The sequence below is a fragment of the Cupriavidus sp. D39 genome, from assembly GCF_026627925.1.
Taxonomy (GTDB): Bacteria; Pseudomonadota; Gammaproteobacteria; order Burkholderiales; family Burkholderiaceae; genus Cupriavidus; species Cupriavidus ulmosensis.
In genome coordinates this window covers 160,573-186,183 of sequence record NZ_JAPNLE010000001.1, presented here as the reverse complement: position 1 = coordinate 186,183, position 25,611 = coordinate 160,573, and the positions used below count along the sequence as shown (strand labels likewise).

The following is a 25,611-nucleotide window of genomic DNA, read 5'->3' as shown; positions in this document are numbered from 1 at the left end:
ATTGATGTGCCGCATGTACCGGACCTCGTCATCGTTGCAGATTGTCCTGTCGCCATTTCGGGGAAGCCAAGGTCTACTCCCAGTCTTCAGAAACTGCTCCGCCCCTCGAGGTCGATATCGGGCGCCCTCGAACAGCGTGCTTGCCAGGGAAAGGAATTTGCCCGCCTTTGATGACAGGTTGACGGGCTAAGCGCTCATGCCTTCGGCCTCTCTCTGGGGAAATATGCTGCTTTAGGCACTATCTGGAGCAAATTGAGTTCTTCGCTGGGGGCAGGCGATGCCATCCGGGTGCTGGAAAGGCTGAATTCTCTCGATAAATCAATGGGTTGTCAGGGATGTGGCGGATTTTTCGCGAATCCCGGCCGACCCTCAAATAGTCTGTTAGCTAGCAAAAGCGCACTATCCAAATCGGCTCGCTGCATGCGAGCCGATTTGCTTTGATGCGCTTCCTCACCAGCAATGAGGTGCTGGTCGTGTTTGAGGACGGCGCGCCAGGGACATGATGCGTGAAATGCGAACGATTGGGACCACGCGAGCCGACAACGCTTTCCAGGTATCCCGGTCGACATGGACACGACCTGATGCAAAAATACGGCGCGCTCGAAGTCCGAGAGCAGGATGAGATCAAGCAGCCCAGTTCTTAGGTATCAATTCCAGGACTTCAGCAGATCAGAACCCCGTGAAGGCGGTGGTCATACCGCGATTCCTCGCTTCGCTCGATCTCCTGTCGAATCGCCAACTGCATGATCTGCGCGTCTGCAATCTCGAGCTTACGCATGGCTGCATCCCCAAAAGAGTAACCATGCAATCATACATGCTGCAATATTTATGTCGCCATGTTTAACGCGGCGCAAGCGGCGCAAGAAGAGGAGCGTCGGGTGGCGACGATGGAGTAACGAGTACCTCTACGGAGTCCTGGGACTGTATTGGGACTGGAAAATGCGCCCGCTGTCGGGCGCGGAGGAGTTCGCGTGAAAGTGGCCGCCATACCGACAGGACACATAACCCTTGCGATGAATCTCACTGGGTGAGCTGCTTGAGGGAAAACCTCACGATCAGTTCTTATGGGGAGGGGCTGGAAACGGGCCGGGTTCGCCGCGCACCGCGCCAGTTCCTTACCCGACAGATGCTGTTCAACATCTTGAAGAACGCCTGCCGCGTTGAAGCGCTCCAGTTGTCGGCGGTCGAACGCCTTGAGCGCGCTTTGGCGCTGTTCATGGTCGTTTGTCGCGTAGCGCATCTGATGCGACTTGGACGCACTTGCCCCGATCTGGACGCTGAGTTGATCTTTGAGCCCGATGAAATACGCGGCGCCTACCTGTTGACCAGTGTCAAGCAGCCGGCCAGGCCAAGACTGAACGAAGTGCTGCGCCTGATTGCTCGCCTTGGCGGATTCCTTGGCCGCAAGGGCGATGGAGAGCCTGGCGTGAAGACGATTTGGCTCGGGCTGAAAGAGGTTCATGTCGCTGCGAGGACACTGCGCGGGTTACGAACTGCTGACGATGGGGATAGTTGTGTATAACCGCATGCCTTGAGGGGTCCCGTCAGGGACTACGAAAGTTAGCGCCTTCTTTTCCACAGATCACACCGAACGCAAACCGTGTATTCCATTCGATCAGTGCGCCTGGAACGACCTCGCGTAGCTGGGGGAAGGGTCTAGTATGGGGAATCCTCAAGGGAGATACTTGAGGAGAAAGGTTCATCCTCGCGGGCTGAGGAGGGACTATCTGAGGCGGACATGGCGGGGCCCCTTGGTGGACCACGGTTGAAAATATTAGCGCGGCCTGTGTAACGAGATCCTGGGGCCTGTACGGGATTTTGTGTGTAGGGCATAACATGTCGACAAGGAGCATGTAATGCCACGCAAACCAAAGGCCACACCCAGGGACCTTCCGACCATCCCTAAGGAGCTGATCGATCAGTTTGTTAAAGGTCCGATGACTGCTGAGGCGGTGCAAGACGCCGCCATGGCGTTCAAGAAGGCCCTGATCGAGCGGGCGATGGGCGCGGAGCTGGGCCATCACTTGGGCTACCTGGAGGGTGCTGAGCGCCCTGAGCATGCCACCAACCAGCGCAATGGCTCCAGTGCCAAGACAGTGCTTACCGACACGGGACCCTTGCGCCTGGCGATCCCGCGCGACCGCGACGGCAGCTTCGCGCCCATCCTGATTCCCAAGCACGACCGGCGTTTTACTGGCTTTGACGACAAGATCATCGCCATGTATGCGCGCGGCATGACGGTACGCGAGATCCAGGCGTTCCTGGTCGAGCAGTATGGCACTGAGGTGTCGCCCGCGTTCATCAGCTCGATCACGGATGCGGTCATGGAGGAAGTCACCACTTGGCAGGCCCGTCCATTGGAGGTCATGTACCCGGTCGTGTTCTTCGATGCGCTGCGGGTCAAGATGCGCGAGGATGGCGTCGTGCGCAGCAAGGCGGTCTATCTGGCGCTGGGCGTGCTGCCCGATGGCACGCGTGACATCCTGGGCCTGTGGATCGAAACCACCGAAGGGGCAAAGTTCTGGATGAAGGTGTTCAACGACCTGAAGACGCGAGGCACCCAAGACATCCTGATCGCGGTGACCGACGGCTTGAAGGGCATGGAGCAGGCCCTGAACGCGGTGTTCCCGAGCACGACACTGCAGACTTGTGTCGTGCATCTGATACGCAGCAGCCTAGACTACGCGAACTGGAAGGACCGCCGTGTGGTGGCGGCCGCGCTCAAGCCTGTCTACACGGCTGCCACGGTTGAGGCCGCCGAGGCGGCGCTGTTGGCCTTCGAGCAAAGCGACTGGGGCAAGCGCTACCCACCGATTGCAGCCTCCTGGCATCGCGCCTGGGACCGCGTGATTCCATTCTTTGCGTTCCCGCCGGCCATCCGCAAGATCATCTACACCACGAATGCCATCGAGAGTATCAACGCGCAACTGCGTAAGATCATCAAGACCCGCGGGCACTTCCCGAGCGATGAAGCGGCCACCAAACTGCTGTGGCTGGCCTTGCGCAACATCACCTGCAAGTGGGGCAGCGCCACGCACGACTGGAAAGCCGCCATGAACCAGTTCGCGATCCTCTATGAGGATCGCTTCACACAACCCCATCGCTGAGATAGGATCAAAGGCCTGCCTGCCGGGCAGCCTGCCCGGCAGGCAGGCCTTTAGCCTTGCACACAAAAATCCTGACACCCCCAGATCCTGACATGCGCAACGGGGACCTCCTTACTAGTCCAAGCGCCGCGTCCAAGCCCGTGAAATGATCGTAGCCCCAGATAGTCATGTTGACAATGTGGATAGTGCCTCAGACAAGCGCGTCTCTCTACATCAGCTATACGCCGGACATGAACTCCTTAGCCCGTTCGTCCGTAATGAAATCGGCATTCCCCAGCCGGTCTACCCACCAGTTCACAGCGTTGCCGGCATCTCCTGTATTCCATGCCGCATAGTACCTTTTGGCTTGCCTAGGCTCTTCCACCTCAAGTGCCTTCAACCTGCCAAGGGCTTCAAAGTGCGCGACCACGCTGCGAGGGAGAAAGCCGCATCCTAACCCAGCAAGTTGTGCTTCCAATTTTGCCTGAAGACACGGCACAATGATTCGTTCCTGATCTTCCAGGGCGCCCAGCGTTCGAGGAGGTTGGCTCCGCGATGTATCGTGTACTTCGACGATTCGATGCGCTGCGATGCACTTCGCGTTAAAGGGAGCGGCGCCATTGCCAAGGGATGGTCAGGTGCGACGGCAAAGGCCGTCTGAATTTGTCCGATTGGGCACGCCGAGAAGCCGGACACGTTAGGCGGATCGCCCAGTGCGCCGATCACCATATTGACACGCCCGCTGAGCAACGCGTCCCATGTCCCCCCCAAGACTTCGTGGGAGAACGACAAGCGGGTCGGATGCCCGGCGCGGTAAAAATCTGTCACGTGGGGAACTAGCGCGCGGAAGGGAAGGATAACATCGACTGCAATTCGCAGTTCGCTTTCCCATCCGATCTCTATTGATTGTGCGCGGCGCTCGAGTTCGCTCGCGGAGCGCAGAAGGCGGCGGCCATCCTCTAGGACTGCCCTACCTGTGCTGGTCAATTTCGCGCGCTGTCCGCTTCGATCGAAAAGCAACACATTGAGCTCTTCCTCGAGTCGGCTGATTAGGTAACTGATACTCGAGGGAACCTTGTGCAGAGACTCCGCGGCGGTAGCGAACGTTCCATAACGATCAACGGCGTCAAGCGCTTCCAGCGCCTCCAAGTTAATTCTCATGTTTTTTATTCCATGAATTCGAATATTGCAACCAGCCACATCGAAAATTTAGATCTAAAAAATCAATTATGTAGAAATCCAATAGACAAGTATGGTAAGGCACATTATCCGTTTTTATAAAGTAAACGTTTATGTTCAACTACGGTATCTGCCAAACTTCATTGGACATGGGTGTGCTGCGAAGTGTTCGTGTGCAGGAGCTAGTGCTATGGGGTGTACGTTCACGAGTGCGCATCGCCTTCCGCCCCGCTGTTTCGGAAAGACCATGAACTGCCGAAGACTTTTGCTTACAGAATGTCGTCCCGTTCCAGAAGTCCTCCTGCTCGGTCTCTTCGGGCGTCGGTTTGGGGATCACGGGGAAGCCGAGAGCGTTGAGGCACCGATACCAGGGGCTTTGCCGGGTTGGTCGTCCCCATTGGGCGGGGCGCCAAGTCCAGATGTCGGACGGCCAACTCGAGGATAGCGGTCTGCGCCGATCGGGAAGTCATGGACGGTGGAAGCGTGCGCGGCCTGATAGGCCGCGTCCTGTTGCGACCAGGCGCGTGCTACGGCGCGCACCGCCTCCGGGGTCAGGCGTGCCGGCTCGAGCTTGGTCACGATGGCTAGGCCCAGGTCCTTCAGCCGCCGATCCCAGGCACTGTCATGGCCGACGTTTGTACAGTCCTCGCGCCAGCCGTAGCCCAGTTCATGCAGCGCGGCGATGCAAATCGCCTTTACCGGCCGGGCGAACGGGTATGCGCGCCCGTCCCCCACATGTGATAGTGAGGGCTGCGGTCGAGGGGGTGGTCCGAGGCCGCCAATTGCCGAGCGGCGGCTTTCACATGCTGGCGCTCGGGGCGTTGCGGGCTGACTTTATTGAGCTTGCTGGAGGCAGTCATGATCGGTCCGGCGAACGGCAATGAGGCTTTCGGTGGAGGACGCCAGTGCCGCCAGGGGGCGCGGCTTCCAGGAAAGGGGCCCGAGGGCAGTGAAGAGCCCACCGAGGGGATCGGAGCGCGATATTATCACGTGCCCCTTACGCCCTACCGGCACAAAAGCCACTTACATCATTGCCAGAGCGGGCACCCGGTACAATCGCACGCATCGCCCGCGGGCCGCGTCCAGCTTCATCTTGATCCACGATTTACAGGCTGCCATCTCCGCGTTGCATGACGTGCCGCGGTTGCTGCGTATGTGCAAGCTACTCGCCGCACGGCTCGGTCACTAGCCCTTTGCACTATGGGTCGACCGCGAGTTTAGCGGCTACCCCACAGATACCGAGTTGCCAACTTATCGTGTTGCGGAAGCGGTTCGTATGGTCACTTCGCCGGATTGTTCGGCCGGGAAGGCCAACCCCAGATCCCGATGTCCGTTTTGCCGAAGGTGGATGCATCACTTCACACCGACTGGCCTGACGCCGGTAATTGACAGTGTATTTCCACTGCCGGAGGCATCCAGCGCGCATCGGCGCATGGAATCCAATTTGAGTGTCGGCACGGTCGTGCTTAATCTTCACGCCTTGCTTGGCCATGGTCTCAAGTGCGGCGCCAAAATTGAAGAGGCCATCGCCGATCTGCTGGTGTGCTGAATGCAATAATCGCCATCGAAGTACCCGGCAAGCTTCTCCATGCGGCTGTTGAACAGAATCTGGTCGACGAAACAGCGCCTTGTTGGCCGCAGCCTTGCCGAGGTGGGCACCTCCGTAGAGCGGCGGAAACTGGCGTGCTTGAGAATGCTGCGCGGCGTGAGGTCTTCAGTCATCATTTCGACGATGCGGGTCCCGGCGTGGTGCGCCTGCCCGATCATGTCGGAAGAGCTTGTCCAGACCGCTTCTGCAGCGTTTACGCCGGAGCAACAGAGATTGCTTTCCAATAGTGCGACGTTTATCATATGATAACCTAGGATGTCGCAGCCGCGGCCCGCAGCGAAGCTGCTACGGGGAGGCGGCTGTCTGATATGGGTCATATGCATCTGCACCAGCATGTGCTGGCCAAATTTGACTAGGTTCAGCAGGGCGGCGGCTGCTTTGGCAACTCAGTAATTGGACAACTGGTCGGTGACGATCTTGCCATGCACCTCAGAACAAGCCAGCAGTAGGCGATTGACGAATCGTATCGTCTCGGCCTTGTCTCGGCGTCTTCGAGGCAGAGTATCGAGTCACGCCGTCACGGCAACATGTTTCTTAGAGATGATAATGCCCCGCCGCAATCTCCATCGGCTTACCGTCATCTATCTGGTGCTTGGCAAACCGGTTCGAGCGTCTATGTGTGTAAAGCCAGACTACCAGCGCCTCCCCTCTGCAATCAGCTAGCGTGGATCGAAGACGCAAGATCATGCCCCATGGCGCTCTATCAAAAGAGCGTAACGCCGGGGCGACGCATGTGACGTTGGCTCCGTTGTGGGCGATCGCCTTGCGAGAAACTGTCGACGGCGTTCTGATCGTCGACGCCCGACTCGAGCACTGCCCCATCGTCTTCGCGAACGATGCCTTCCTGCAGCTAACCGGTTACGAGCGCGACGAAATATTGGGGCGTAGTTTCGATTCTTTCCAGGGCACGGACGCGGAGCAAGACGGGTTGAAAACGCTGCGACGCGCGGTTCGCAAGATGGAGGCAGTCAAGACGGTCCTGCGAAGCTATCGAAAGGACGGAAGCATGTTCTGGGCAGAGGTGTCAATTACGCCAATCAAGGACGGTCATGGCGGCGCGACTCACTTCGTCGCATTTCAGCGCGACGTGACGGAGGCGATCGAGCGGGAGGGTGCGTTATTATCCGCGCTAGCCGACAAACAGGCGATCCTGGAAGGCTCGCCGGATATCATCTGCCGGCTGAGTGACGAGGGGACCTTCGAGGAGATCGGCGCGGCAATTACGTCCATCCTCGGCTGGAAGCCCGAAGAGTTGAAGGGCCGCAGCATTCTGACGATCGTGCCGCCGGCTCGCGTGGATTTCGTCCGCGAGCAGTTGCAGCGGATCAAGGACGGCCTTAACGTGCGGGGTAGTCGGCGTGAGTATCTGACTAAGGACGGGCGAGCAGTGTCGATAGAATGGTCTGTATCGCGGATCATCGGTGGCGGCATTATGTGCGTGGGGCGCGACGTCACTCAGGAAAAGCAGTTTTCTTCGCAACTTGACTATCTTGCCTACCGGGATCCGCTGACCGACCTGCCGAACCGCCTCGATTGTCTACTGGAATTGAGCCGCCAGATACTGGGAGGGACGCAGCATCGTGGCAGGATCTCGCTGCTGATGCTGGACCTTGACCGCTTCAAGGACGTCAACGAATCGTTCGGACAGGAGGTAGGGGACAGTATTCTGTGCAAACTGGGCAAGCGTTTCAAAGCGCTGTCCGCTTCCGTCGAATTCGTAGGCCGCTTTGGGGGGACGAATTCGTGTTCATCTTGGGGGGCGAGAATCCCCAGGCAACTGAAGCGTTTGCACGGACACTACTGGAGCAAGTCGCGCAACCGTTCAAGGTCAGGGGACGGGACATTAAGCTTGGCGCCAGCATCGGCATTGCGAGTTCCGCGAACGCGACCGATTCCGAGGCTTTGCTGAGCCATGCGAACAGCGCGATGATGGCGGCGAAGGCGGTCGGCGGCTCGTTCGCGATGCTGTACGATCCGCGAGTCGCGCAAACCAAGCAGCGCGAACTGCAATTGCGCTTCGATCTGGCTGCAGCGCTGGAGCGCGATGAGTTTGTCCTGCATTACCAGCCGAAGGTTTCCCTGTCGACCAGGAATATCATTGGTGCCGAGGCGTTGATCAGGTGGCGCCACCCTACGCTCGGGCTGGTTCCGCCGAGCGAGTTCATCAGCATCGCCGAAGAGTCATCACTGATACTCACGCTGGGCAAGTGGGTTATTGACCGCGCACTGAGCGACCTCGGCCGTTGGTCGACGGAACTGGGCGATGAGTTTTCCGTGTCGATCAACGTCTCGCCGCGCCAACTTGCCGACCCGACATTTCCGGCGATGGTCGCGGCGCGCATTGGTGCACACGGGGTGCTGCCGTCGACGGTGGAGTTAGAGGTTACAGAAGGTATGCTCGTGGCCGACTTCAATGCGTCGGAGCGGGTGCTGCGTCAGGTGCAGCGAATGGGGGTGAGCATCGCCCTGGACGATTTTGGGACCGGCTATTCCAGCCTCGCCTATGTGATGCGGTTCCCGGTTAATACCATCAAAATCGATCGTTCGTTCGTGCACGACCTGGACCCGGACCCGGGGGCGCGCGCGAATGCTGGTGGGAGCGGTCATCGCGTTGTGCAAGTCGCTTGGACTGCATGCGGTGGCCGAGGGAGTGGAAACCGACGCACAACGAATGGTGCTCGATCAGGCGGGGTGCGACTCTATCCAGGGCTATCTGGTCAGCCCAGCGCTTCCAGTCGAGGCGTTCATAGATTTCGTGAAAGCGCATAACGGATAAGAGGAGGCTCTGGTGAAAATATGAACACCGATGGGTTAAGGGGACGATCCGCGAGATGCTGGCTATATCGTTCGCCGTCGTGCTATCTCGTCCGATTGGCATCCAGTGCCCCAAGAGAATTGCGGCTCTTACGACCAACTCCACGATCGGAGATCGTATTGCCAGGCGACCATGGACGCCGTTGTCCTCCGGAAGAAGCCTAGGTGCCGTCGGTACTCGCACGGACACCCGGGTGGGCCGGTGCATATGGATTAGTTGGAGGACGTGGCGCGGAGAGCCTACGCGCTGGCTCTGCGGGCGGCCTCCGCTGCATTGCACGCATGGCCCCCTGGGCAAGGCGCGGCAGGCTTACGATGTCGGGTCGTCCCGATAGGTTGGGCCAGGGATCTGCGCGAGAAAGTCGAGGAAGGCGGTGACACGCCGGGAGCCCCGCTGATTGGGCAGATACAGTGCGGAAATGGCCGAGCTGGCGCGGTTTGGGTTGACTGTCCAGTCCTCGAAAATGGACGTTAGTTGTCCGCTCTGAATATCTTCGCTGACCAGCCAGTCGGGCAGAAGAGCGATACCGCCCTCGGCAAGGGCGAGTTCGCGCAGCACTTCCGCGTTGTTGCTCTTGAAGTTGCCCGGAATGGGAACCTGCACCTCCTCTGCGTCCCGCAAGAACGTCCAGACTTGCTGGCCTCCGCCGTAGCTGAACCGTAGGCACTCATGTTCAAGCAGATTAATCGGCGCAGCCGGTAGCCCGCGCCGTTGCAGATAGGCGGGGCTTGCCACCACCTTGCGACGAAATGTGCCGATCTGACGTGCAACCACCTCATCGAACGACCCAGCACTGCCCAGTCGGATGGACAAATCGATGCGTTCGCCAAGCAGGTCAACGATCTCATCCGTCAGTGTGACCTCCAGCTCCAGCTTGGGATGACGTGTGAGGAGGGCGCCCAGGAAGGGCGCGATGCAGCGTCGTCCGAACGCAACCGGCAGGGAAACGCGAAGCTGGCCAACGGGCGTGTCTCCGCGGTCGGCAATGAGCGCATCCGCCTCTGCAACTGCGTCCAGGATTTTGCGTGCCCGCTGGTAGTAGGCAGCGCCGGCTTCCGAAACGGTGACTTGCCGGGTTGATCGGTTCAACAAGACGGCACCGAGCTCCTCCTCCAGGCTGTCCATCAGGCGGGTCACGGATGACGTGGCAAGGTTTAGTCTTCGGGCGGCCGAGGAAAAGCCCTTAGCCTCGACCGTCTCGACGAACATCTTCAATGCAAGTAACTTGTCCATGTATAACGCTCCAGCGTTAGAGGAGTATTTGGCTCTTCCAGCCGAACACCTAAGGGTATCACCTGGCCAATCGGAGATCGTTTGATGCGAGCGGAATATTGCACCCATATGGCAATGCTCCCCGGTGCCTTCGGCTTCGTGCAACGTGACAACCTGATGCTCGCACTTTAGCTCCCTTACTACCCACTTGGATCGGCCCTTTCGGACTGATCGTTCTCCGCGCTAACTACGAAAGTCACTATGCTGATCTGGCGCGTATACCAGGGCATCGTGTACCTTTGCCAGCAACGCCATCGTCACGCCGAAAGATGGCACCAGGAGTATTGACAGAGATCGATCCGATCGCTACTCCAGACCGTCCGGCTCCTTCGAATTTCCATCGAGTGCGCCAAGCGCCACTACAACGCAACCACGGCAACGAGGGAAGCGGCACCGGGAAGGGGAGCTATAGTCAAGTCGGGACCAGCTCCGGCAGCGCGATATGCGTACCCAATCGAGCCGGAGAGTGACAACGTTCGCCCGATTCATGGGTGGGAGGGAGCCTCATGGCTGAGCGGCCGGATTCCAATTTCCTGCGCGCGATCATCGATCGTGACTTGGCGGCCGGCACCTATGCGTCCAGGACGGACCCGCAGGGTGAGCGGCTCCCGGCGGTCATCACCCGCTTTCCGCCTGAGCCTAACGGCTATCCGCACATCGGCCATGCCAAAAGCATTTGGGTGAACTTCGGCCTTGCGCAGCGCTACGGCGGCCGCTGCCACCTGCGCTTCGACGACACCAACCCGGTCAAGGAAGACCGCGAGTATGTTGACGCGATTATCGATGCCGTGCGCTGGCTTGGCTTTTCCTGGGAAAGCCCGACCCGTGACGGCGCGACACGTGCATACCTGTACTACGCGAGCGACTATTTCGACCGGATCTACGCTTTCGCCGAAGCGCTGATCGAATGCAGAGCCGCCTATGTGGACAGCCAAAGCGCCGAGCAGATCGCCGCCACGCGCGGGAGCTTTTTGGAGGCCGGCATTGCCTCACCCTACAGGGACCGCACATCCGAGGAAAATCTTGCACTGTTCCGTGCCATGCGCGCCGGTAAGTACTGCGACGGCGAGCACGTCCTGCGCGCGCGCATCGACATGGGCGCGCCCAACATGGTGTTGCGGGATCCGGTCTTGTATCGCATCCGGCACGCCTGGCACTATCGGACCGGAGACGCGTGGTGCATCTACCCGATGTACGATTTCGCGCACTGCATCTCCGACGCAATCGAGAGCATCACGCACTCGGTGGCGACGCTCGAGTTCGAGAACAGCCGGCCGCTCTATGACTGGATCCTCGGACGCCTGCGGGACACTGGCGCACTGCGAGACCCCCTGCCGCATCAGTACGAATTCGCGCGCCTGAATCTCACGCATACCATTACCAGCAAGCGCAAACTGCTCCAACTCGTCACTGAGAAGCGCGTGGATGGCTGGGACGACCCAAGGATGCCGACCATTGCCGGCATCCGACGCCGTGGGTACACGCCTGAGTCGGTGCTGTTGTTTTGCGAGCGCATCGGCGTAGCAAAAACGGATGGGTGGATAGACATGAGCGTACTGGAAGGCGCCGTGCGCGACGACCTCGACGGCCGCGCCGATCGTGCATCGGCCGTGCTTGATCCGCTTAGGCTGATCCTCGACAACTACCCGGAAGGGCACGGCGAGACATGCACCGCGCCGCGGCACCCCAAGCATCCCGAGCGAGGCGTGCGCGTTTTCTCGCTGTCGCGCGAGCTTTGGATCGAACGTGAGGACTTCACAGATGACCCGCCCAAAGGCTACTTCCGCCTGTTCCCCGGAAACAAGGTGCGGCTGCGCCACGGCTACGTGATCGAATGCACGGGGGCGGAGAAGGACGCGAGCGGCAACGTAATCGCGGTGCATGCAAACTACCTGCCCGATACGAAGAGCGGAACGCCCGGCGCGGATAGCATCAAAGCTAGGGGAAGCATCCATTGGGTCAGCGTACCGCACGCCTTTATGGGCGAAGTGCGTCTCTACGACCGTTTGTTCATTGAATCGAATCCGGCCGCCGGGGAGCAAGGCATGATGGTCGCGCTCAATCCCGGCTCGAAGCGGGTGATCACCGCTTGCCTGGAAGCAGGATTACGCGAGGCCGCGCCAGAGGAACGCTTCCAGTTCGAGCGCCACGGCTATTTTGTTGCTGACCGGTTCGATTCCAGTCCAGGGAAGCCTGTTTTCAACCGCATCGTCGAATTGCGCACCGGGCGGACCGCTGGGCCATCGGTTTGACACGCCTCCGGCGGCTCTTCGGTCACGATGTCGCTGTCCTATACTGCTCAATCAACGCGGGGAACTTACCATGGAGACAGCAAAGCAAGTCAGGGTCCTGGGGGTCGCAGACAGTAAAGAGGCCTATGCGATACGTGACTTCCTGGCGCGGGGCGTGGTGGCGTACGAGTGGCGCGAAATGTCGTGCGACAGCGACTGCTTCAGTGAGCTCGGCATCGCCGAGTTCGACAATGTCCGCTGGCCCGTGGTTATGTTCCCGGACGGTACGATCCTCTACGATCCGACGTTGCCTGAGATCGCCGCCAAGCTAGGTTGGGTCGCCCGCCCTCGGTTTCGTGAGTACGACCTGTCGATCTATGGTGCTGGGCCAGCGGGGCTCTCGGCGGCCGTGTATGCGGCATCAGAAGGGTTGCGGGCAGTGGTGATCGAGCGTGCGGCCGTCGGAGGCCAGGCAGGCACCAGTTCCCTGATCGAGAACTATATGGGTTTCCCGCAAGGCATACCGGGCGCAGAGTTGGCGGAGCGTGCCAGGCAGCAGGCGGTTAAATTCGGCGTCGAGCTGCTGATGATGAAGGAAGGCGTGCACGCGACGTTCGTGAACGGGAAAATCGAAGTGAACCTTGCGGACGGGACGCTGCTAAAGGCCAAGGCAAATATCTGTGCCACGGGGGTCGAGTACCGCAGCCTGGGCGTGCCGGGCGAGGATCGTCTCCTGAATGTCGGGGTGTTCTATGGTGCCGGCGCCAGTGAGGCGCCGATGTGCACGAACAAGAAGGTGTTTATTGTGGGTGGGGAAATTCGGCCGGGCAAGCGGCGATGCATTTCGCACGCACGGCGGAATCGGTCACGCTGATTGTGCGTGGCAAGTCCCTCTCCGAAACGCTGTCCCACTATTTGGTGGAGCGCCTTGGCCAGATGGCCAATGTTGAAGTCAGATTCCAGTCCGTAGTGCAGGAAGTGCTTGGCGAAGACAAGCTCGAGGCGTTACGCCTGTCCAACGCCAAGGGCGGGCAGGACGTGGTGCCGGCGGACCGGCTCTTTGTCTGTATCGGGGGCGCACCGAACACTGACTGGGCTTGCGATACGAAGATAGTCCGCGACAGAAACGGCTACCTTGTCACGGGCGCCGACCTCAAGGATTTTCCCCAGTTCGAAGCATGCTGGCCGCTGGCACGCCGCCCGTACTATCTCGAGACAAGCGTTCCGGGATCATTCGCCGCAGGCGACGTTCGCTACGGCTCGGTCAAGCGGGTCGCGTCCGCGGTCGGCGAAGGTGCAATGGCTGTGACGTTCGTGCATCGGTACTTGTCCGAATGAGCCTACCGCGCGAGTGCCGGCGATGGCGGACGGAAGCGGCGCCGTCCCTTGGGATAGAGCGCGGTAGTCGCCGCGCGGATCAGGCGAGGGCAGGATCGCCGCTTGGACCAGTGGGCGGATGGTCGCGGGCGCGTCGGCCTCAGTTAGCCTGCGGACGCTACCGGCCGTTCTGAGGTGTCGCCTGCTGAGCCTAAGTACTTTTCAGCAATCCTTCGATATCTGTCTTGAACAGTGCGGGACGAGTGAAGTAGCGGCCCATGGGCAGGCTGTGCAGTTCTCCGCCCATCTCCAGCGCGAATGCCGGAAAGCCCTTCGCCTTCAGCGTATGCAGCATGTCGTTGCTGGCGGTGATATGCCCGTCAACCGCATTCTGCAACTCCGCGGTGAGTTCTCCGAGAAAGGCTTCGCTGTTGTACCCCAACTCCCGGGCAAGTTTGCCGATCACGGCTGGGTCGGCGATGGCCTGGCCTTCCATGAAGTAAGCGTTCTGCAAGCGCTTGAGCATCTGGATGCCGCGCCCGTCCAGCTTGTCTGCAACCAGCATAGCTGCGATCGGGGGCGATGAATCCAGCAGAACATCTTGGTGCTCCTGGACTCCGTGTACGTAGGCGTCGCCAAATTCCTGCTTGCTGAATGCATGGATTCTCGATTCATGCGGTCGGACAAAATCGCGCCATTCTGCAGACATCATCTGCGCCTTTGGTCCGGACAACATCCCGACGCCATGCGCCTGGATCTTTAGCTCCGGAATTTTTGCGCCGCACTGATCATCGGTGCCGCGCCATAGCACCAGCCGCAGAAAGGATCATAGAGATAGTGAAGGACGGGGTTCTCCATGGCAATTTTCCTCTTCAGTGTTGAGTGTGGGTAATGCCCATGATGCGGTTGCCCATGCGGATGCCCCAGTTGGTCATGCGCATGCCACCGGCGATTTGCTCCTGCTCCCAGGCGGCAAGTCTGGCTGCAAGCACATTGCTGCTGTTGGCCAGCGCTTTGGCGAGGGCGACGGCATTGCAGGCGGCCTTTGCCGTGCTTCCCGCCGTGTGGGGGCGAGGAATGAAGGCGGCGTCGCCGGTCAGCAGGACGCGTCCGAATACCAACCTGGATACCTGGAGATCCTGGATCTCCTGCACAAAGATATCGTCGGTTTTCTCGATGAGTGCTTGGAGTGCCGGATTCACGCGGTCCGCGCCGGTGCGACGGAACCACTGCTTTTGCGTGGCAGCCAATGCGCCCGGCTCCACGGCGTGCTCGCGGCGCTTTCCGTCCGCGTCGGTCAGCACGGCGTCCAACTCCGGTCCCGGCGCGACCTTGCGGTACCAAAGCCAATTGAAGCGTCGCTGGCCTTTGGTAACCGCGCCGTCGCGTCCCGGGATCATGTACTGAAGCATCATGGACGCGGGGTCATGCTGGAAGACAAAGTTCTCATACAGGTGAGGCTTGGCCGCATCCGGTAACCGTGCCTCGTCGACCAGGCCGCAGGAGAGGGTGGCTTCCGGGAGCATGAGCTTGCGTACTGTGGAGTTGCTACCGTCCGCGCCGATGAGGATGTCGGCTTCGGCCCGACGGCCATTGGCAAAGATGGCTACGACGCCGCTGTCACTCTGTTCGAGGCCAACGAGTTCCGCGCCCTGGCTATAGTGGCGTGCCGGAAGATGCCTGTGCAGCGCGCTATAGAGCTTGTTCCAGGATGTCTGGGTGTGAGGGTTATGTACCTGGCGAACCACGCTGCCTTTGTCGTTCAGGTAGATATCGTAGTGCGAACGGACTCCAAGGGCGCCGTGCGTGTGTACTCGCGCAAAGTCGAAGGCGCGCACCACGTCGAGCTGCAACACGTCGGGCCGCAACACGATGCCGCCCCCCGGCTTTCGAGGTCGGAGGGCGAGCGCTCGTAGACCTCCGCCTCCCAGCCAACGGCGCGCAGCGCCACAGCCATGAACAGGCCACCGAGAGAGCCGCCGATGATGACCGCCCTGGAGTCCTGGAGCGTCGCCGCTTGCACGGTCGCGACAGTAGCGTTTGCGTCGAGGGAGAGATAGATACTCATGAGGCGCTCCACAATTTTACTGTTCCAGAGTAAGGCATTCACGGTTTCCGCCAGTCTGGTCAGATGAAGCTTAGAAGGGAACCGCACTTGGGAGAATGGAGCCGGGATGCAAGGCTGCATTGCGCTCAGGGCAACGCGGACGTTTGTCACCAGCATACGCCGTCGGTCAAGAGAACAAGAAAATGAAATTCGCAATGCCAACGGATTCGCCCGAACGCCCTGCCAACACACTGAAGGTGACGCCATGAGCTTCGTTCTCGCACTTGCCAGCCGTCGTGCGCTTGTCACTAGCGAAACCAAATGCGTTGGCGCCGCCGTCGTGGAGGCGCTGCGGGTGTCGGCGCGCCCGAAGGGGTGCACTACGTCACGGCCGATGTCTCGACCGCAGAGGGCTGCGATGACGCGGCCAAGTCGCGCTGGCGTTGCTCGGCGGTGTCGATATCTTCGTCCATGTCTTGGGCCGGTCGAGCGCGCCGGGCGGTGCCTGTTGTGCCGCTATGGACTCTGGGATGAAGAGAAAGCGATGAAGGAAATGAACCCAAATCTGATGACGGCTGTCCGCCTCGATCGGACACTGTAGCCCTTGATAGGGGCGCAAGGCTCAGGCGTGACCACTTCACCGGCACGGAATACGTGATCGATGGTGGGGCAGTGCCAACCGCCCGATCATTCAGGTGCTTGACGGCGCTGGCACGATCCCAGCCCATTGCAGCGAGCGCAACGCTGGGTTGCTCCCGCCTCGTATTCAATCCAACTCCAATGCGGCGTAACCTACGCTCTATCACAATCTCTCTGGAGCCGAACATGAACAGCGTAGACGTGCAGTTGGCATACGACTTCATTTGCCCATGGTGCTGGGTCGGCCACCAACATCTCAAGAGCGCGCTGGAAAGCGAGAAATCGCAAGTGGCCGCCACGCTGTCCTATGTACCGTATGAACTCAATCCGAACTTGCCTTGGAGTGGCGTCGACCGGAAGGAATACCGTACCGAAAAGTTTGGCAGTTGGGCTCGTTCCCAGGCAATGGACGCGGATGTTGTTGTTGCCGGCAAGAAGGTGGGGCTGGAGTTCAATTACGAGCGTGTCGCCATCACGCCCAATACGCGGCTAGCCCACCGCCTTATGGTCTATGCCCGGCAGTCTGGGGACGGGGCCAAGGCCAATGTGCTATTCGAGAGCATCTTCGAGTCTTACTTCTCCCGAGGCGAGAACATCGGCCGGCTCGATGTGCTGGTCTCGCTGGCGGCATCGGCGGGGTTCGATGCAGAGCAGACGCGGAAGTTTCTGCGTAGCGATCGGGGCGAGGCAGAGGTTGCAGCGAAGGAGTTGCAAGCGCAGATGGAGGGCGTGCACGCCGTGCCGACGATCCGCATCGGAGCACAACAGGTTAGGGGCGCAGCCGCCTTCGATACTGGTGGAGGTGTTGCGGGCCGCCTCGGCGCGCCAGCCGCAGATCGCCGGCGAACTGCCGGCATAGGTCGGGCAGCGGCGGGGGAGCATGGCAGGACGATGCCCCCGCGCCCGCCCGCTCCCATCAGTGAAATGACGATCCGTGGGGAAGCCAGAAACCGGGTCATTGCTGAACTCGAAGTTTCCCCTAAAGCGCGAGGTATCACCATGAACACTCACTCAAGCCAGCTCAGCATTCCCGTGGACGGAAGTCCCATTCGGATCGCGCCCGACGGCACGCTACAAGTGCCGGACAATCCAGTCATTCCATTTATCGAAGGCGATGGCATCGGGGCCGACATCACGCCGGTCATGCGGCGCGTCGTCGACGCTGCGGTGGATGCTGCGTATGCCGGGGCCAGGAGGATCCGCTGGATGGAAATCTACGCGGGCGCTAAGGCCAACGAGCGCTATGGCTCCGGCGTCTCCCTGCCCGAGGAGACTCTGGACGCATTGCGGGACTACGTTGTCTCCATCAAAGGGCCACTGATGACACCCGTGGCAGGCAGTATCCGCTCGCTCAACGTGGCCATCCGGCAGGTGCTCGACCTCTACGTCAATCTGCGGCCGGTGCGCTACTTTACCGGCGTGCCATCGCCGGTCAGGCATCCAGAGAAGACCGATATGGTGATCTTCCGGGAGAACTCTGAAGACATCTATGTGGGGATAGAATACGAGGCCCGTAGCAAAAGTGCGACCCTGCTGATCGAGTTTCTCCAGAAGCAGCTTGGTGCCAGCCAGATTCGCTTTCCACTCACATCGGGTATTGGCATCAAGCCCGTGTCGCAGGAGGGCTCGGAGCGGCTTATCCGCAAGGCGCTGGCGTATGCCGTTGCCAACGATCGGCGCTCTGTCACGCTGGTACACAAAGGGAACATCCAGAAATACACCGAAGGTGCATTCAGGGAATGGGGATATGCGCTCGCGGCTCGCGAGTTCGGCGCGAAGCCGTACGGAAAGGGGCGCTGGATGACGTTCACCAACCCCGCCACGGGCGGGGAGATCTTGGTCAAGGACATTATCGCAGATGCTTTCTTCCAGGACATACTGCTGTGGCCCGAGGATTTCGATGTGATTGCCACGCTGAATCTGAACGGCGACTATATCTCGGATGCGCTGGCGGCGCAGGTGGGGGCATCGGCATCGCGCCGGGCGCCAACTTATCGGATACCGTCGCAGTCTTCGAGGCCACCCACGGGACGGCGCCTGATATCGCGGGGAAAGACTTGGCCAATCCCGGATCACTCATCCTGTCCGCGGAGATGATGCTCAGATACTTGGGCTGGCACGAAGCTGCTGACCGGCTGGTGCGAGGGTTCGAACGGGCACTCGTACTGAAGATGGTGACGTCTGACCTTGCCCGGCAGATGGGCGGCGCGAAGGCATTGGGCACTTCCGCTTTCGGCGAAGTCGTGGTTGACTTGATGCCCCAGGAAGATCTCGGAGGCTGCGTCGAGGGCGTATGTACCATCGGCGGGTAGCTCCGGCGTGTGTCAGCGCGGTTCAAGATGGCTGCATAGCGTTCTCGATGAACGCCATGACTTTAGGAGCAGAGGACTCGTCGGCGGGAGACGGCCAGAATACCGGCCGATTCCGTTTCCCTCCGCGGCAGCAGGCGGACGAGCCACACGGCTTGCCGGTGCTTGCCGTTGCGCCGGCTCAGCGAATGGAGCTTCCCGGCTGGCCCCATGCTTGGACGAACGCCGGGCTGGCAACGAGCCATTTGACTAAGCTGCCAACCCTGACCGCCGGTTGTTCGAATCGCGCAAGCGTCCACACCGGATGGCGATGTCAATCTCCCGCGCGCTAAGATCGATGTGTAACTGTCTTGGTCTTGGTTTGCATGGTCATCTTTGATCCTGTTTGGAGGAGCTAGGTTTGGAACAGGACAACCAGGGCCTGAACCCGACGGACACCGGCAAGGCCTACTACCAAGCCTGCAGGCAGATCCTCGCCACCGCGGAAGGCTCCGTCTCGAGCGAGGCAGCGCTGGATTGCGGCGGCACCAAGCTCGTCTTCCGGCAGCCAGGCGCCATCGCCATGGCGCTTTGCCAGATACACAAGAATCGCCTTGAGTAATAGAACTCGGGAACTGCGCGCGTCACCTCCAGAGCCGCAATCCCACGTTTGCGGCGCCTGCCCCCGAAACCCCGCCGGTCCACCGGAGCTGTCCGCACTCCCGCAAGCGCAGCACCTTTGTGCGCATTCATGGCACGCAGGCGCCACGTACACCCGCGACAATGCCGTCTACGTGGTTAGAAGTGGAATTTGCGCCTCCACCGAGCAAGGGCCGTGCGGAGCATGGGCGGGCGCATGTCCAAGCAAACGGTGCCCGCCCATCCACGGCGCGAAAAAGACCGGTGTCGACGTGATCGCCCCAACCTTGGCAAACCGGGCTGGGGCGATTTAGCCCACCTTCTTGCCATAGCGGGCTAAATCGGACGGCAATTGAATGATCCGGGGGACATGCCGGGCCGCTCTTGTCTTCGGCTTCTCCGGCAGTTGCCTGCCGGCGCGATCGATCATAACTGGACGCTCGCGCTCTTGCGTGAATGTACGAGGAAAGTGGTGACTAGAGCAACGAGCGCTAACCCGCTTCCGAGCCCGACGATGCCGACCCAACCTGTCTAGGCGTAGAGCAGGCTGGCGATGGCGAAGCCGCCCGCGCCACCGGCGAAGATGGTTGTCATGTAGAGCGCATTCAGCCGGCCGCGGCTGGCGGCGTCGAGCGCATAGACCGCGCGCTGGCTGTGGCCTGCGTCCGCCAGCCTGCTGGCGATGGGCGCGGCCACGGCGACCATGGCGCCCACCAGGGCAAACAAGCCGATCTGAACTTGCGACAGGCCGTGTTGCCGCGAGAGCTCCAGCGGCACGTCGGTCCGGAAAAAGCTGAATGCACCGAACAAGAGTCATTGTTAGAGCGCTCGCTGGCGCAGCAGCGGATGGCGCATGAACGAGTGCCGCAACGATGACAGCACCCGGGCATAGCTTGCGCGGTGCGCTGGAACATGGCGCGGCACGGTAGCCGCCGCGACGCCGACGGTGGCCAGTGTCATGAGCGCCGCAGCGACGAAAACCGCGCGCCATCCGAAGTGCTCCGGTAGCATACTCGACAGTGGCCGCGCCAGCAGGATCCCCAGCAGCAGCCCGCCCATGAGGGTGCCGACCACGCGCACCCACCAGGCCAACCGTGGCGGCAAGCGCAGTGATGATCAGCAGGCGCCGGTTCTCGAGCAGATCGGCAATCGGGGCGAGAAAGAAGAGACCCCGCGCGTATCCGACTCGGGCCAGCGACACGATAAGGCCGGCGCCCTGCACGGACGGTCGCTCAGGCTGCGGCCGGATAGTCGATGTAGCCGACTGCATCGCCTCCGAAGAACGAACCGGCATCGGGTGTGTTCAGTGCAAGGTTGTCCCGCAGGCGCACAGGCAAGTCAGGGTTGGCGATAAACGGCCGACCAAAGGCAATGATGTCGGCGCGGCCGCTGGCGAGCGCCCGTTCGGCGCTGTCGCGGTCGTAGCCACCGGCAAGCATCAGCACGCCGTTGTACTCCAGGCGCAGCAGGTGGATGATCGCGTCCCAACGCGGGTCGAAGTTCTCGTCCTTGACTGTGCCGACCATGGCGGGCTCGACCAGGTGGAGGTAGGCCAGGTCGCGGACGTTAAGTTGGCGGACGATATAGCCGAAGGTGGCCTCGGGCGTGTCATCGCCCATGCCCATGAAGCGGCCCATGGGCGTCAGCCGTACGGCCACGCGCGATGCACCAACTTCTGCAGCAACCGCGTCGACCACCTCGAGCAGCAGGCGTGCTCGGTTTTCGATGCTGCCGCCGTACGCGTCGGTGCGCTGGTTACTGTTGGAGTTGATGAACTGATCGAGCAGGTAGCCGTTGCCGGCGTGGATCTCGACCCCGTCCATGCCCGCGACGATGGCGTTGCGAGCGGCGCGCCGGTAGTCTTCCACGATAGCGCGAATGCCGCTCTCGTTCAGTTTCTGCGGTACAGGCACGTCGCCCCAGGCGCCGTTGCCGTTCTCGTCGATGATGAAGGTCTTGCCGGGGACGGGCAGTGCGCTTGGCGCAACGGGCAGCGCGCCGTCCGGCTGGAAAATCGGGTGCGACACGCGCCCGACATGCCAGAGTTGCAGGAAGATGGTGCCTCCTTCCGCATGCACCGCTTCGCTGACAGCGTGCCACCCCTGGACTTGTTCCTCGGTGTGGATGCCCGGCGTCCAGGCGTAGCCCTGACCTTGCTGCGAAATCTGAGTCGCTTCGGTGACGATCAGTGCTGCGCTTGCGCGCTGGCGGTAGTACTCGACGTTCATCGCGGTCGGTACGTTACCCGGCTGGCCGGCGCGGGAACGCGTCAACGGTGCCATGGCGACGCGGTGTGCCAACGTGTGAATGCCGAGGCGGATCGGATTGAAAAGGTGCTTGGTCAAGGTGGTTCTCCATCAGCTCAAAGTGGTCAACTAGCGGCAGCAGGTTGGGCGTTCTGGCAGCGCCTCGATCTCAGAAGAGATGTCCTGAAGGTTAGGTGCCAATGCAGCGGGAGAGAATCCGGTGGCGGCGCAACATTGCGTTGCGTGTGAGACAAAGCGCGCCTGCGCGTGACGGCGGCATCGCCTCTGCTCACGGTCTTGCACCGCAAGCGTGTCGATTGTTTGGGACTTCCCGAAAGCCATTCGCTCTCTTCGTTGTTTATCAAGCGAACGGTAATGGCTGGATGGCATCGATGCAGCCGTTTGGCAGCGAACGAAGAATCACATCAATGGAGTGCGAATCATGAAATCCTCGTTACGGGCGCCCGCGAGCGCCGGGCACGGCGTATTTGGCTCCGGCTCGCTGGGAAGCTGCGGTGGCGCGGCTCAGCGCAGTGCACGCGCCTTTGCCAAGCCGGACAGTTTGCCCGACGCGCCTGCCAGTGTCGACATCATCGTCAGTGCTGCCTGCGTGGGCTCCCGGCGTGGCAACGGCACGACGTTTGCACAAGATCGCAGTTCAGGCGCTGCTGTCAGCCATCGGCGCGGCGGGCAAGATGATCATCTTCCATTGATTGTGGAGCAGCAGCGGACTGATTCCATGGAAGTCATATAACCCGTGCTGAACCTGCAGGCGGAAGGCCTGCGCGGCGGCAACCGGAGAGGCGCCCAATCCGGAGCGAGCGGGGCGGGCAGGGCGTCAGGCTTTTGGCTTCCGCAAGGTACGCATCACGGCGGGAGCCCCATGGAGGAACATGTCCACCTTCTGGCGCACTGCAGCGGCGATGTCGCCGGGAACCTTGAGGCCATAGACCCACTTGCGCACGCCCAGATAGAAGATGGCCGCGTGCAAGCTCCAAATCATCTCGATCTCGGCGTCGAGTTCGGCAGCGCTGCGCGGCTCAGGGATGTCGAACTCCGCCCGTACCTCGGCCAGCACGGGCAGGAATACCTTGGTGCGAAGCTTGTTGAGGTACTTGTTGTTGATGCCTTCGCGCGTCAGGCCGGCAAAGATGAAGACCCGGATCCATTCTTCACGCAAGATGACGGACGCGTAGTCGAGGTAGAACGCATATAGGCGTTCGGTCAGCGGCGTCGATCGGTCGGTGATTTGCCGTTCCCAGCCGGGTCGCCACTGGAACACCTCGTTGTACACCCGGTCGATCAGGGCCTCCTTGCTCTGAAAGTAGCGGTACAGCAAGGGCTGCGTGACGCCTATCTGCTTTGCCAACTCCCGGGTACTTCCGGAGAAACCGTTCCGGGTGAAGTGTTCAATAGCCTTCTGGACGATCTGCTGCTCCCTTTCCTTCGGAAGCAACCGTTTTCCGGCTTTGGCCGGAGCATCGATCTTGGATGAAGCCGTGTCCCGTTCCATTCATTCACCTGTGCAGAGCATCCCGCGCGTAGCGCTTTCAGCATTGTACCAATCAGATGAAAAATTGTACGACGACGGTGCGAGATGGCCGACCGCTGAAACAGGACCGAGGCCCGGCGGTCACCCCTCATCTGCGGCCGGTCTTTTACCCCGACTTTGGCTTCCCGCTCTTGAGCGCCGCGCGGATGAACTCGAAGTCCTTGTCGACCATGCGCTTGAAATTCTCAGGACTGCGCAGTGCGGTTTTGACGTCATCGGATAGCTTGCTGACGATGGCGGGCGGCGTATGGCGGGCGATGAAGAAACCGTTCCATTGGGACGACGTAAAGCCCTTGACAACAAGCTCCTCGAAGGTCGGTACGTTTGGCGTCATCGCGGGGCGATGAGCGCCGGTGACGGCTGGGACATTGAGCTTGCCTGACGCGAGGTGCGAGGCAATGGCCCCATAGGGCTGGAAGGAGGTGGATGCCTGACCATTGAACAGGCGGGGTGTCGGCTGCCATGTTTCGCCTTACTCCGCCGCGGGCGATGCAATCGGGCGCGGCGACTTCGTGGGCGGACCGATAGCGGACCTATCCCTGTCCCGCTACCTAGTATGCCGGGTCGACCGCCCACTTAGCCTGGCCCAGATCCGGTTCGTCGAAATACTCCATGCGACCCTGCAGCGGGCTTAGCGATCCGCGCAAGGCGCGATCCGCCTTTGCTCGCCCCCTCAACGTCGTCGCCGAGGCAGGAGCGCTGAGGACGGGATGCGGCAAGAGGCCGGCTAGATATTCAAAGCACGCTTTTGCACCGCGAGCGCGGCTTCACGCATGACTTCCGATAGAGACGGATGTGGGTGGCTGATCATGCCAATGTCTTCGGATGCCGCCCTGAACTCCAGCGCCACGACCGCCTCCGCGATGAGGTCGGAGGCATTGGCCGAAATGATATGGACGCCAAGAAGCTCGTCCGTTCTGGCATCCGCGATCATCTTCACAAATCCGTCCGTCTTGCCGATACCCAGCGCGCGCCCGTTCGCCATCATGGGAAACTGGCCTGACTTGAAGCCCCGGCCTTCGGCCTTCAATTGCTGCTCCGATTTGCCGACCCAGGCGATCTCCGGGTCGGTGTAGATAACCCAGGGTATGCAGTCGTAATTCAGGTGAGGCTTCTGGCCAGCGATGCGTTCAGCCACCATCACGCCTTCGTCTTCCGCCTTGTGCGCCAGCATCGGTCCGCGCACAACATCGCCGATGGCGGAGATTCCGGGGACGGCCGTTGCACAATGCGCGTCGACTGGAATGAGACCGCGCGCGTCGGTGGCTAGCCCAACTGCATCGAGGCCGAGATTGTCCGTGTTGGGAACGCGGCCCACGGAGATGATGAGCCGGTCCGCCTCCAACGTCTGGGCGGCGCCGTCCTTGTCTATGTACTGGATCTTGACACCCCTGGGCTGGATCTCTACGTCGCCGATGACTACGCCGAGATGAATCGTTAGCCCCTGCTTTTTGAACAGTTTTGCGGCTTCCTTTGCCACCGCTTCGTCCACTGCCTCCAGGAAGGTCGGGAGCGCCTCGAGGAGTGTCACCTCGGCACCAAGGCGGCGCCACACGGAACCGAGCTCCAGGCCAATCACCCCCGCGCCGATGACAGCCAGCTTCTTGGGCACCGAGTCGAAGGCGAGCGCGCCTTCGTTGTCGGACACGATCTTGTTATCGACCGGAATATTGGGTAGGTGTCTCGCCTTCGACCCGGTCGCAATGACCACGTGCTTCGCGGTGTAAGGCTTGACGCTGTCCACTTCCCCGGCCTCGACGCGGATGATCCCGTCGACTCGCGCCAGGAACCTGCCGTGCCCCCTGATCCAGGTGATCTTGTTCTTCCTGAACAGTAACTCCACGCCACCCGTAATCCTCTCGACGATAGCTGCCTTGCGGCCCACCATCTTGTCCAGGTCGACCTTCACGCCGCCGGCCTGGATCCCGTGATCGGCTAAATGGTGGACGGCGTTTTCAAACTGCTCCGAGGAGGCGAGTAGCGCTTTGGATGGGATGCACCCTACATTGAGGCAAGTACCGCCGAGTTTCGGTTTGCCCGCTGGGTTTTTCCATTCCTCGATACATGCGACCGACATCCCCAACTGCGCCGCACGAATCGCCGCGATGTATCCGCCGGGACCGGAGCCGATCACGATCAGGTCGAAGTCAGTAGCCGCCTGCCCAGGCGCGAGGGCATGAGCGGGAGTCTGGGCAGCAACCTTCTCCGGCGCCGGTGCGGCGGGCGCGACATCCACTGCCTTGCCGCTGGGATCGATGGTCGCGATGACCTCGTCGGCGTGAACCGTGTCGCCGTCGGCCCTGACGAGCTGAGCGATGACGCCGTCGGATGGGGACGGCACTTCCAGGACGACTTTATCGGTCTCCAGCTCGACGAGTATCTCGTCAAGCACAACGCCGTCACCGGCTTTCTTTTTCCACTGCAACAGCGTGGCTTCGGATACCGATTCGGAGAGCTGAGGCACCTTCACTTCAATCGCGGCCATGTCGATTCCCCTTTTCTAATTGCCGGTTTAGCGAGACCCGTGGAACTGCCACCCTGGCCGGGGAACGTCGTGCCAACGCCCATCAGCCATGGCGTGCGTTCCATGGAGCCTACCAGTCTAGGTGAGCGAGTAAAAAACGGCCAGTTGTCTGGCCGTGTCTGTCTTGCTGTCAAGGATCGCCCGCCAGGTCATGACAACGGGCGTCC

18 protein-coding genes and 7 pseudogenes are annotated in these 25,611 nt (G+C 60.8%); 11 read left to right on the top strand and 14 right to left on the bottom strand.

Translation table 11 applies throughout. The features are described from left to right. Positions 1-1,132: 1,132 nt before the first annotated feature. Together OMK73_RS00975 and OMK73_RS00970 are read left to right on the top strand one after the other, a co-directional pair. Positions 1,133-1,522: pseudogene (locus OMK73_RS00975) on the top strand (IS4 family transposase); the annotation flags it as partial. Positions 1,523-1,856: 334 nt separating this feature from the next. Next, complete coding sequence (locus OMK73_RS00970; RefSeq protein ID WP_267600309.1) at positions 1,857-3,107, top strand: IS256 family transposase; 1,251 nt, start codon at positions 1,857-1,859, stop codon at positions 3,105-3,107. Positions 3,108-3,324: 217 nt separating this feature from the next. On the opposite strand, the gene OMK73_RS38010 is transcribed toward OMK73_RS00970, so the two are convergent. From OMK73_RS38010 to OMK73_RS00960, 3 genes are all read right to left on the bottom strand, one after another. Further along, on the bottom strand, positions 3,325-3,585 hold the full coding sequence (locus tag OMK73_RS38010; protein ID WP_324291631.1) for a LysR substrate-binding domain-containing protein: 261 nt from the start codon (positions 3,583-3,585) through the stop codon (positions 3,325-3,327). Continuing rightward, positions 3,540-4,235, bottom strand: coding sequence for a LysR family transcriptional regulator (locus OMK73_RS00965; RefSeq protein WP_324291630.1), 696 nt, complete (start codon positions 4,233-4,235; stop codon positions 3,540-3,542). The genes OMK73_RS38010 and OMK73_RS00965 overlap by 46 nt, the downstream gene beginning before the upstream one ends. Positions 4,236-4,598: 363 nt before the next feature. Next, a complete protein-coding gene (locus tag OMK73_RS00960; RefSeq protein WP_267600308.1) occupies positions 4,599-5,000 on the bottom strand; it encodes a hypothetical protein in 402 nt (133 codons plus the stop codon). Between the two features lie 541 nt (positions 5,001-5,541). Between OMK73_RS00960 and OMK73_RS00955 the strand changes: the two genes are divergently transcribed. Next, a complete protein-coding gene (locus OMK73_RS00955; protein ID WP_324291646.1) occupies positions 5,542-5,814 on the top strand; it encodes a zinc-binding dehydrogenase in 273 nt (90 codons plus the stop codon). On the opposite strand, the gene OMK73_RS00950 is transcribed toward OMK73_RS00955, so the two are convergent. Beyond that, positions 5,739-6,209, bottom strand: coding sequence for a hypothetical protein (locus OMK73_RS00950; RefSeq protein WP_267600738.1), 471 nt, complete (start codon positions 6,207-6,209; stop codon positions 5,739-5,741). The two genes, OMK73_RS00955 and OMK73_RS00950, sit on opposite strands and share 76 nt — an antisense overlap. Before the next feature lie 350 nt (positions 6,210-6,559). Here OMK73_RS00950 and OMK73_RS00945 point away from each other — a divergent pair. From OMK73_RS00945 to OMK73_RS38645, 3 genes and pseudogenes are all read left to right on the top strand, one after another. Beyond that, positions 6,560-7,764, top strand: a pseudogene (locus OMK73_RS00945) (sensor domain-containing diguanylate cyclase); the annotation flags it as partial. A 36-nt stretch (positions 7,765-7,800) separates the two neighbouring features. Further along, a pseudogene (locus tag OMK73_RS00940) lies at positions 7,801-8,448 on the top strand (EAL domain-containing protein); the annotation flags it as partial. A 13-nt stretch (positions 8,449-8,461) separates the two neighbouring features. Continuing rightward, on the top strand, positions 8,462-8,650 hold the full coding sequence (locus OMK73_RS38645) for an EAL domain-containing protein (RefSeq protein WP_420715423.1): 189 nt from the start codon (positions 8,462-8,464) through the stop codon (positions 8,648-8,650). Between the two features lie 348 nt (positions 8,651-8,998). Here OMK73_RS38645 and OMK73_RS00935 read toward each other — a convergent pair whose 3' ends face one another. After that, positions 8,999-9,922 carry a LysR family transcriptional regulator gene (locus OMK73_RS00935; RefSeq protein WP_267600304.1) on the bottom strand — a complete coding sequence of 308 codons (924 nt, stop codon included), beginning with the start codon at positions 9,920-9,922 and terminating at the stop codon, positions 8,999-9,001. Between the two features lie 545 nt (positions 9,923-10,467). Here OMK73_RS00935 and OMK73_RS00930 point away from each other — a divergent pair. Both OMK73_RS00930 and OMK73_RS38640 read left to right on the top strand, forming a co-directional pair. Next, positions 10,468-12,213, top strand: coding sequence for a glutamine--tRNA ligase/YqeY domain fusion protein (locus OMK73_RS00930; RefSeq protein ID WP_267600303.1), 1,746 nt, complete (start codon positions 10,468-10,470; stop codon positions 12,211-12,213). Positions 12,214-12,283: 70 nt separating this feature from the next. Beyond that, a pseudogene (locus OMK73_RS38640) lies at positions 12,284-13,530 on the top strand (NAD(P)/FAD-dependent oxidoreductase). Between the two features lie 190 nt (positions 13,531-13,720). Here OMK73_RS38640 and OMK73_RS00920 read toward each other — a convergent pair. Both OMK73_RS00920 and OMK73_RS00915 read right to left on the bottom strand, forming a co-directional pair. Then, on the bottom strand, positions 13,721-14,320 hold the full coding sequence (locus OMK73_RS00920; RefSeq protein ID WP_267600302.1) for a DsbA family protein: 600 nt from the start codon (positions 14,318-14,320) through the stop codon (positions 13,721-13,723). 61 nt (positions 14,321-14,381) lie between these two features. Beyond that, positions 14,382-15,380, bottom strand: coding sequence for an FAD-dependent monooxygenase (locus tag OMK73_RS00915; RefSeq protein ID WP_267600301.1), 999 nt, complete (start codon positions 15,378-15,380; stop codon positions 14,382-14,384). Between the two features lie 956 nt (positions 15,381-16,336). Here OMK73_RS00915 and OMK73_RS00910 point away from each other — a divergent pair. Together OMK73_RS00910 and icd are read left to right on the top strand one after the other, a co-directional pair. After that, positions 16,337-16,978, top strand: a pseudogene (locus tag OMK73_RS00910) (DsbA family oxidoreductase); the annotation flags it as partial. 216 nt (positions 16,979-17,194) lie between these two features. Next, positions 17,195-18,507, top strand: a pseudogene (gene icd, locus OMK73_RS00905) (NADP-dependent isocitrate dehydrogenase). Between the two features lie 496 nt (positions 18,508-19,003). Here icd and OMK73_RS00900 read toward each other — a convergent pair. The 4 genes and pseudogenes from OMK73_RS00900 to OMK73_RS00890 form a co-directional block, all read right to left on the bottom strand. Next, positions 19,004-19,096: pseudogene (locus OMK73_RS00900) on the bottom strand (glutathione S-transferase); the annotation flags it as partial. 557 nt (positions 19,097-19,653) lie between these two features. Beyond that, positions 19,654-19,932 carry a hypothetical protein gene (locus tag OMK73_RS38635; protein ID WP_420715422.1) on the bottom strand — a complete coding sequence of 93 codons (279 nt, stop codon included), beginning with the start codon at positions 19,930-19,932 and terminating at the stop codon, positions 19,654-19,656. A gap of 9 nt (positions 19,933-19,941) precedes the next feature. Further along, the gene (locus OMK73_RS38630; protein WP_420715421.1) at positions 19,942-20,196 is read right to left on the bottom strand and encodes a hypothetical protein; all 255 of its coding nucleotides are present in this window, start codon (positions 20,194-20,196) and stop codon (positions 19,942-19,944) included. A 158-nt stretch (positions 20,197-20,354) separates the two neighbouring features. Beyond that, a complete protein-coding gene (locus OMK73_RS00890; RefSeq protein ID WP_267600300.1) occupies positions 20,355-21,467 on the bottom strand; it encodes an alkene reductase in 1,113 nt (370 codons plus the stop codon). Between the two features lie 343 nt (positions 21,468-21,810). Between OMK73_RS00890 and OMK73_RS00885 the strand changes: the two genes are divergently transcribed. Then, complete coding sequence (locus OMK73_RS00885) at positions 21,811-22,122, top strand: hypothetical protein (protein ID WP_267600299.1); 312 nt, start codon at positions 21,811-21,813, stop codon at positions 22,120-22,122. An 84-nt stretch (positions 22,123-22,206) separates the two neighbouring features. On the opposite strand, the gene OMK73_RS00880 is transcribed toward OMK73_RS00885, so the two are convergent. The 3 genes from OMK73_RS00880 to lpdA all read right to left on the bottom strand — a co-directional run bounded on the left by OMK73_RS00880 (position 22,207) and on the right by lpdA (position 25,405). Further along, complete coding sequence (locus OMK73_RS00880; protein WP_267600298.1) at positions 22,207-22,881, bottom strand: TetR/AcrR family transcriptional regulator; 675 nt, start codon at positions 22,879-22,881, stop codon at positions 22,207-22,209. 145 nt (positions 22,882-23,026) lie between these two features. Then, positions 23,027-23,320 carry a tripartite tricarboxylate transporter substrate-binding protein gene (locus OMK73_RS00875; RefSeq protein ID WP_267600690.1) on the bottom strand — a complete coding sequence of 98 codons (294 nt, stop codon included), beginning with the start codon at positions 23,318-23,320 and terminating at the stop codon, positions 23,027-23,029. 327 nt (positions 23,321-23,647) lie between these two features. Next, positions 23,648-25,405 carry a dihydrolipoyl dehydrogenase gene (gene lpdA / locus OMK73_RS00870; RefSeq protein ID WP_267600297.1) on the bottom strand — a complete coding sequence of 586 codons (1,758 nt, stop codon included), beginning with the start codon at positions 25,403-25,405 and terminating at the stop codon, positions 23,648-23,650. Between the last annotated feature and the right edge of the window lie 206 nt (positions 25,406-25,611).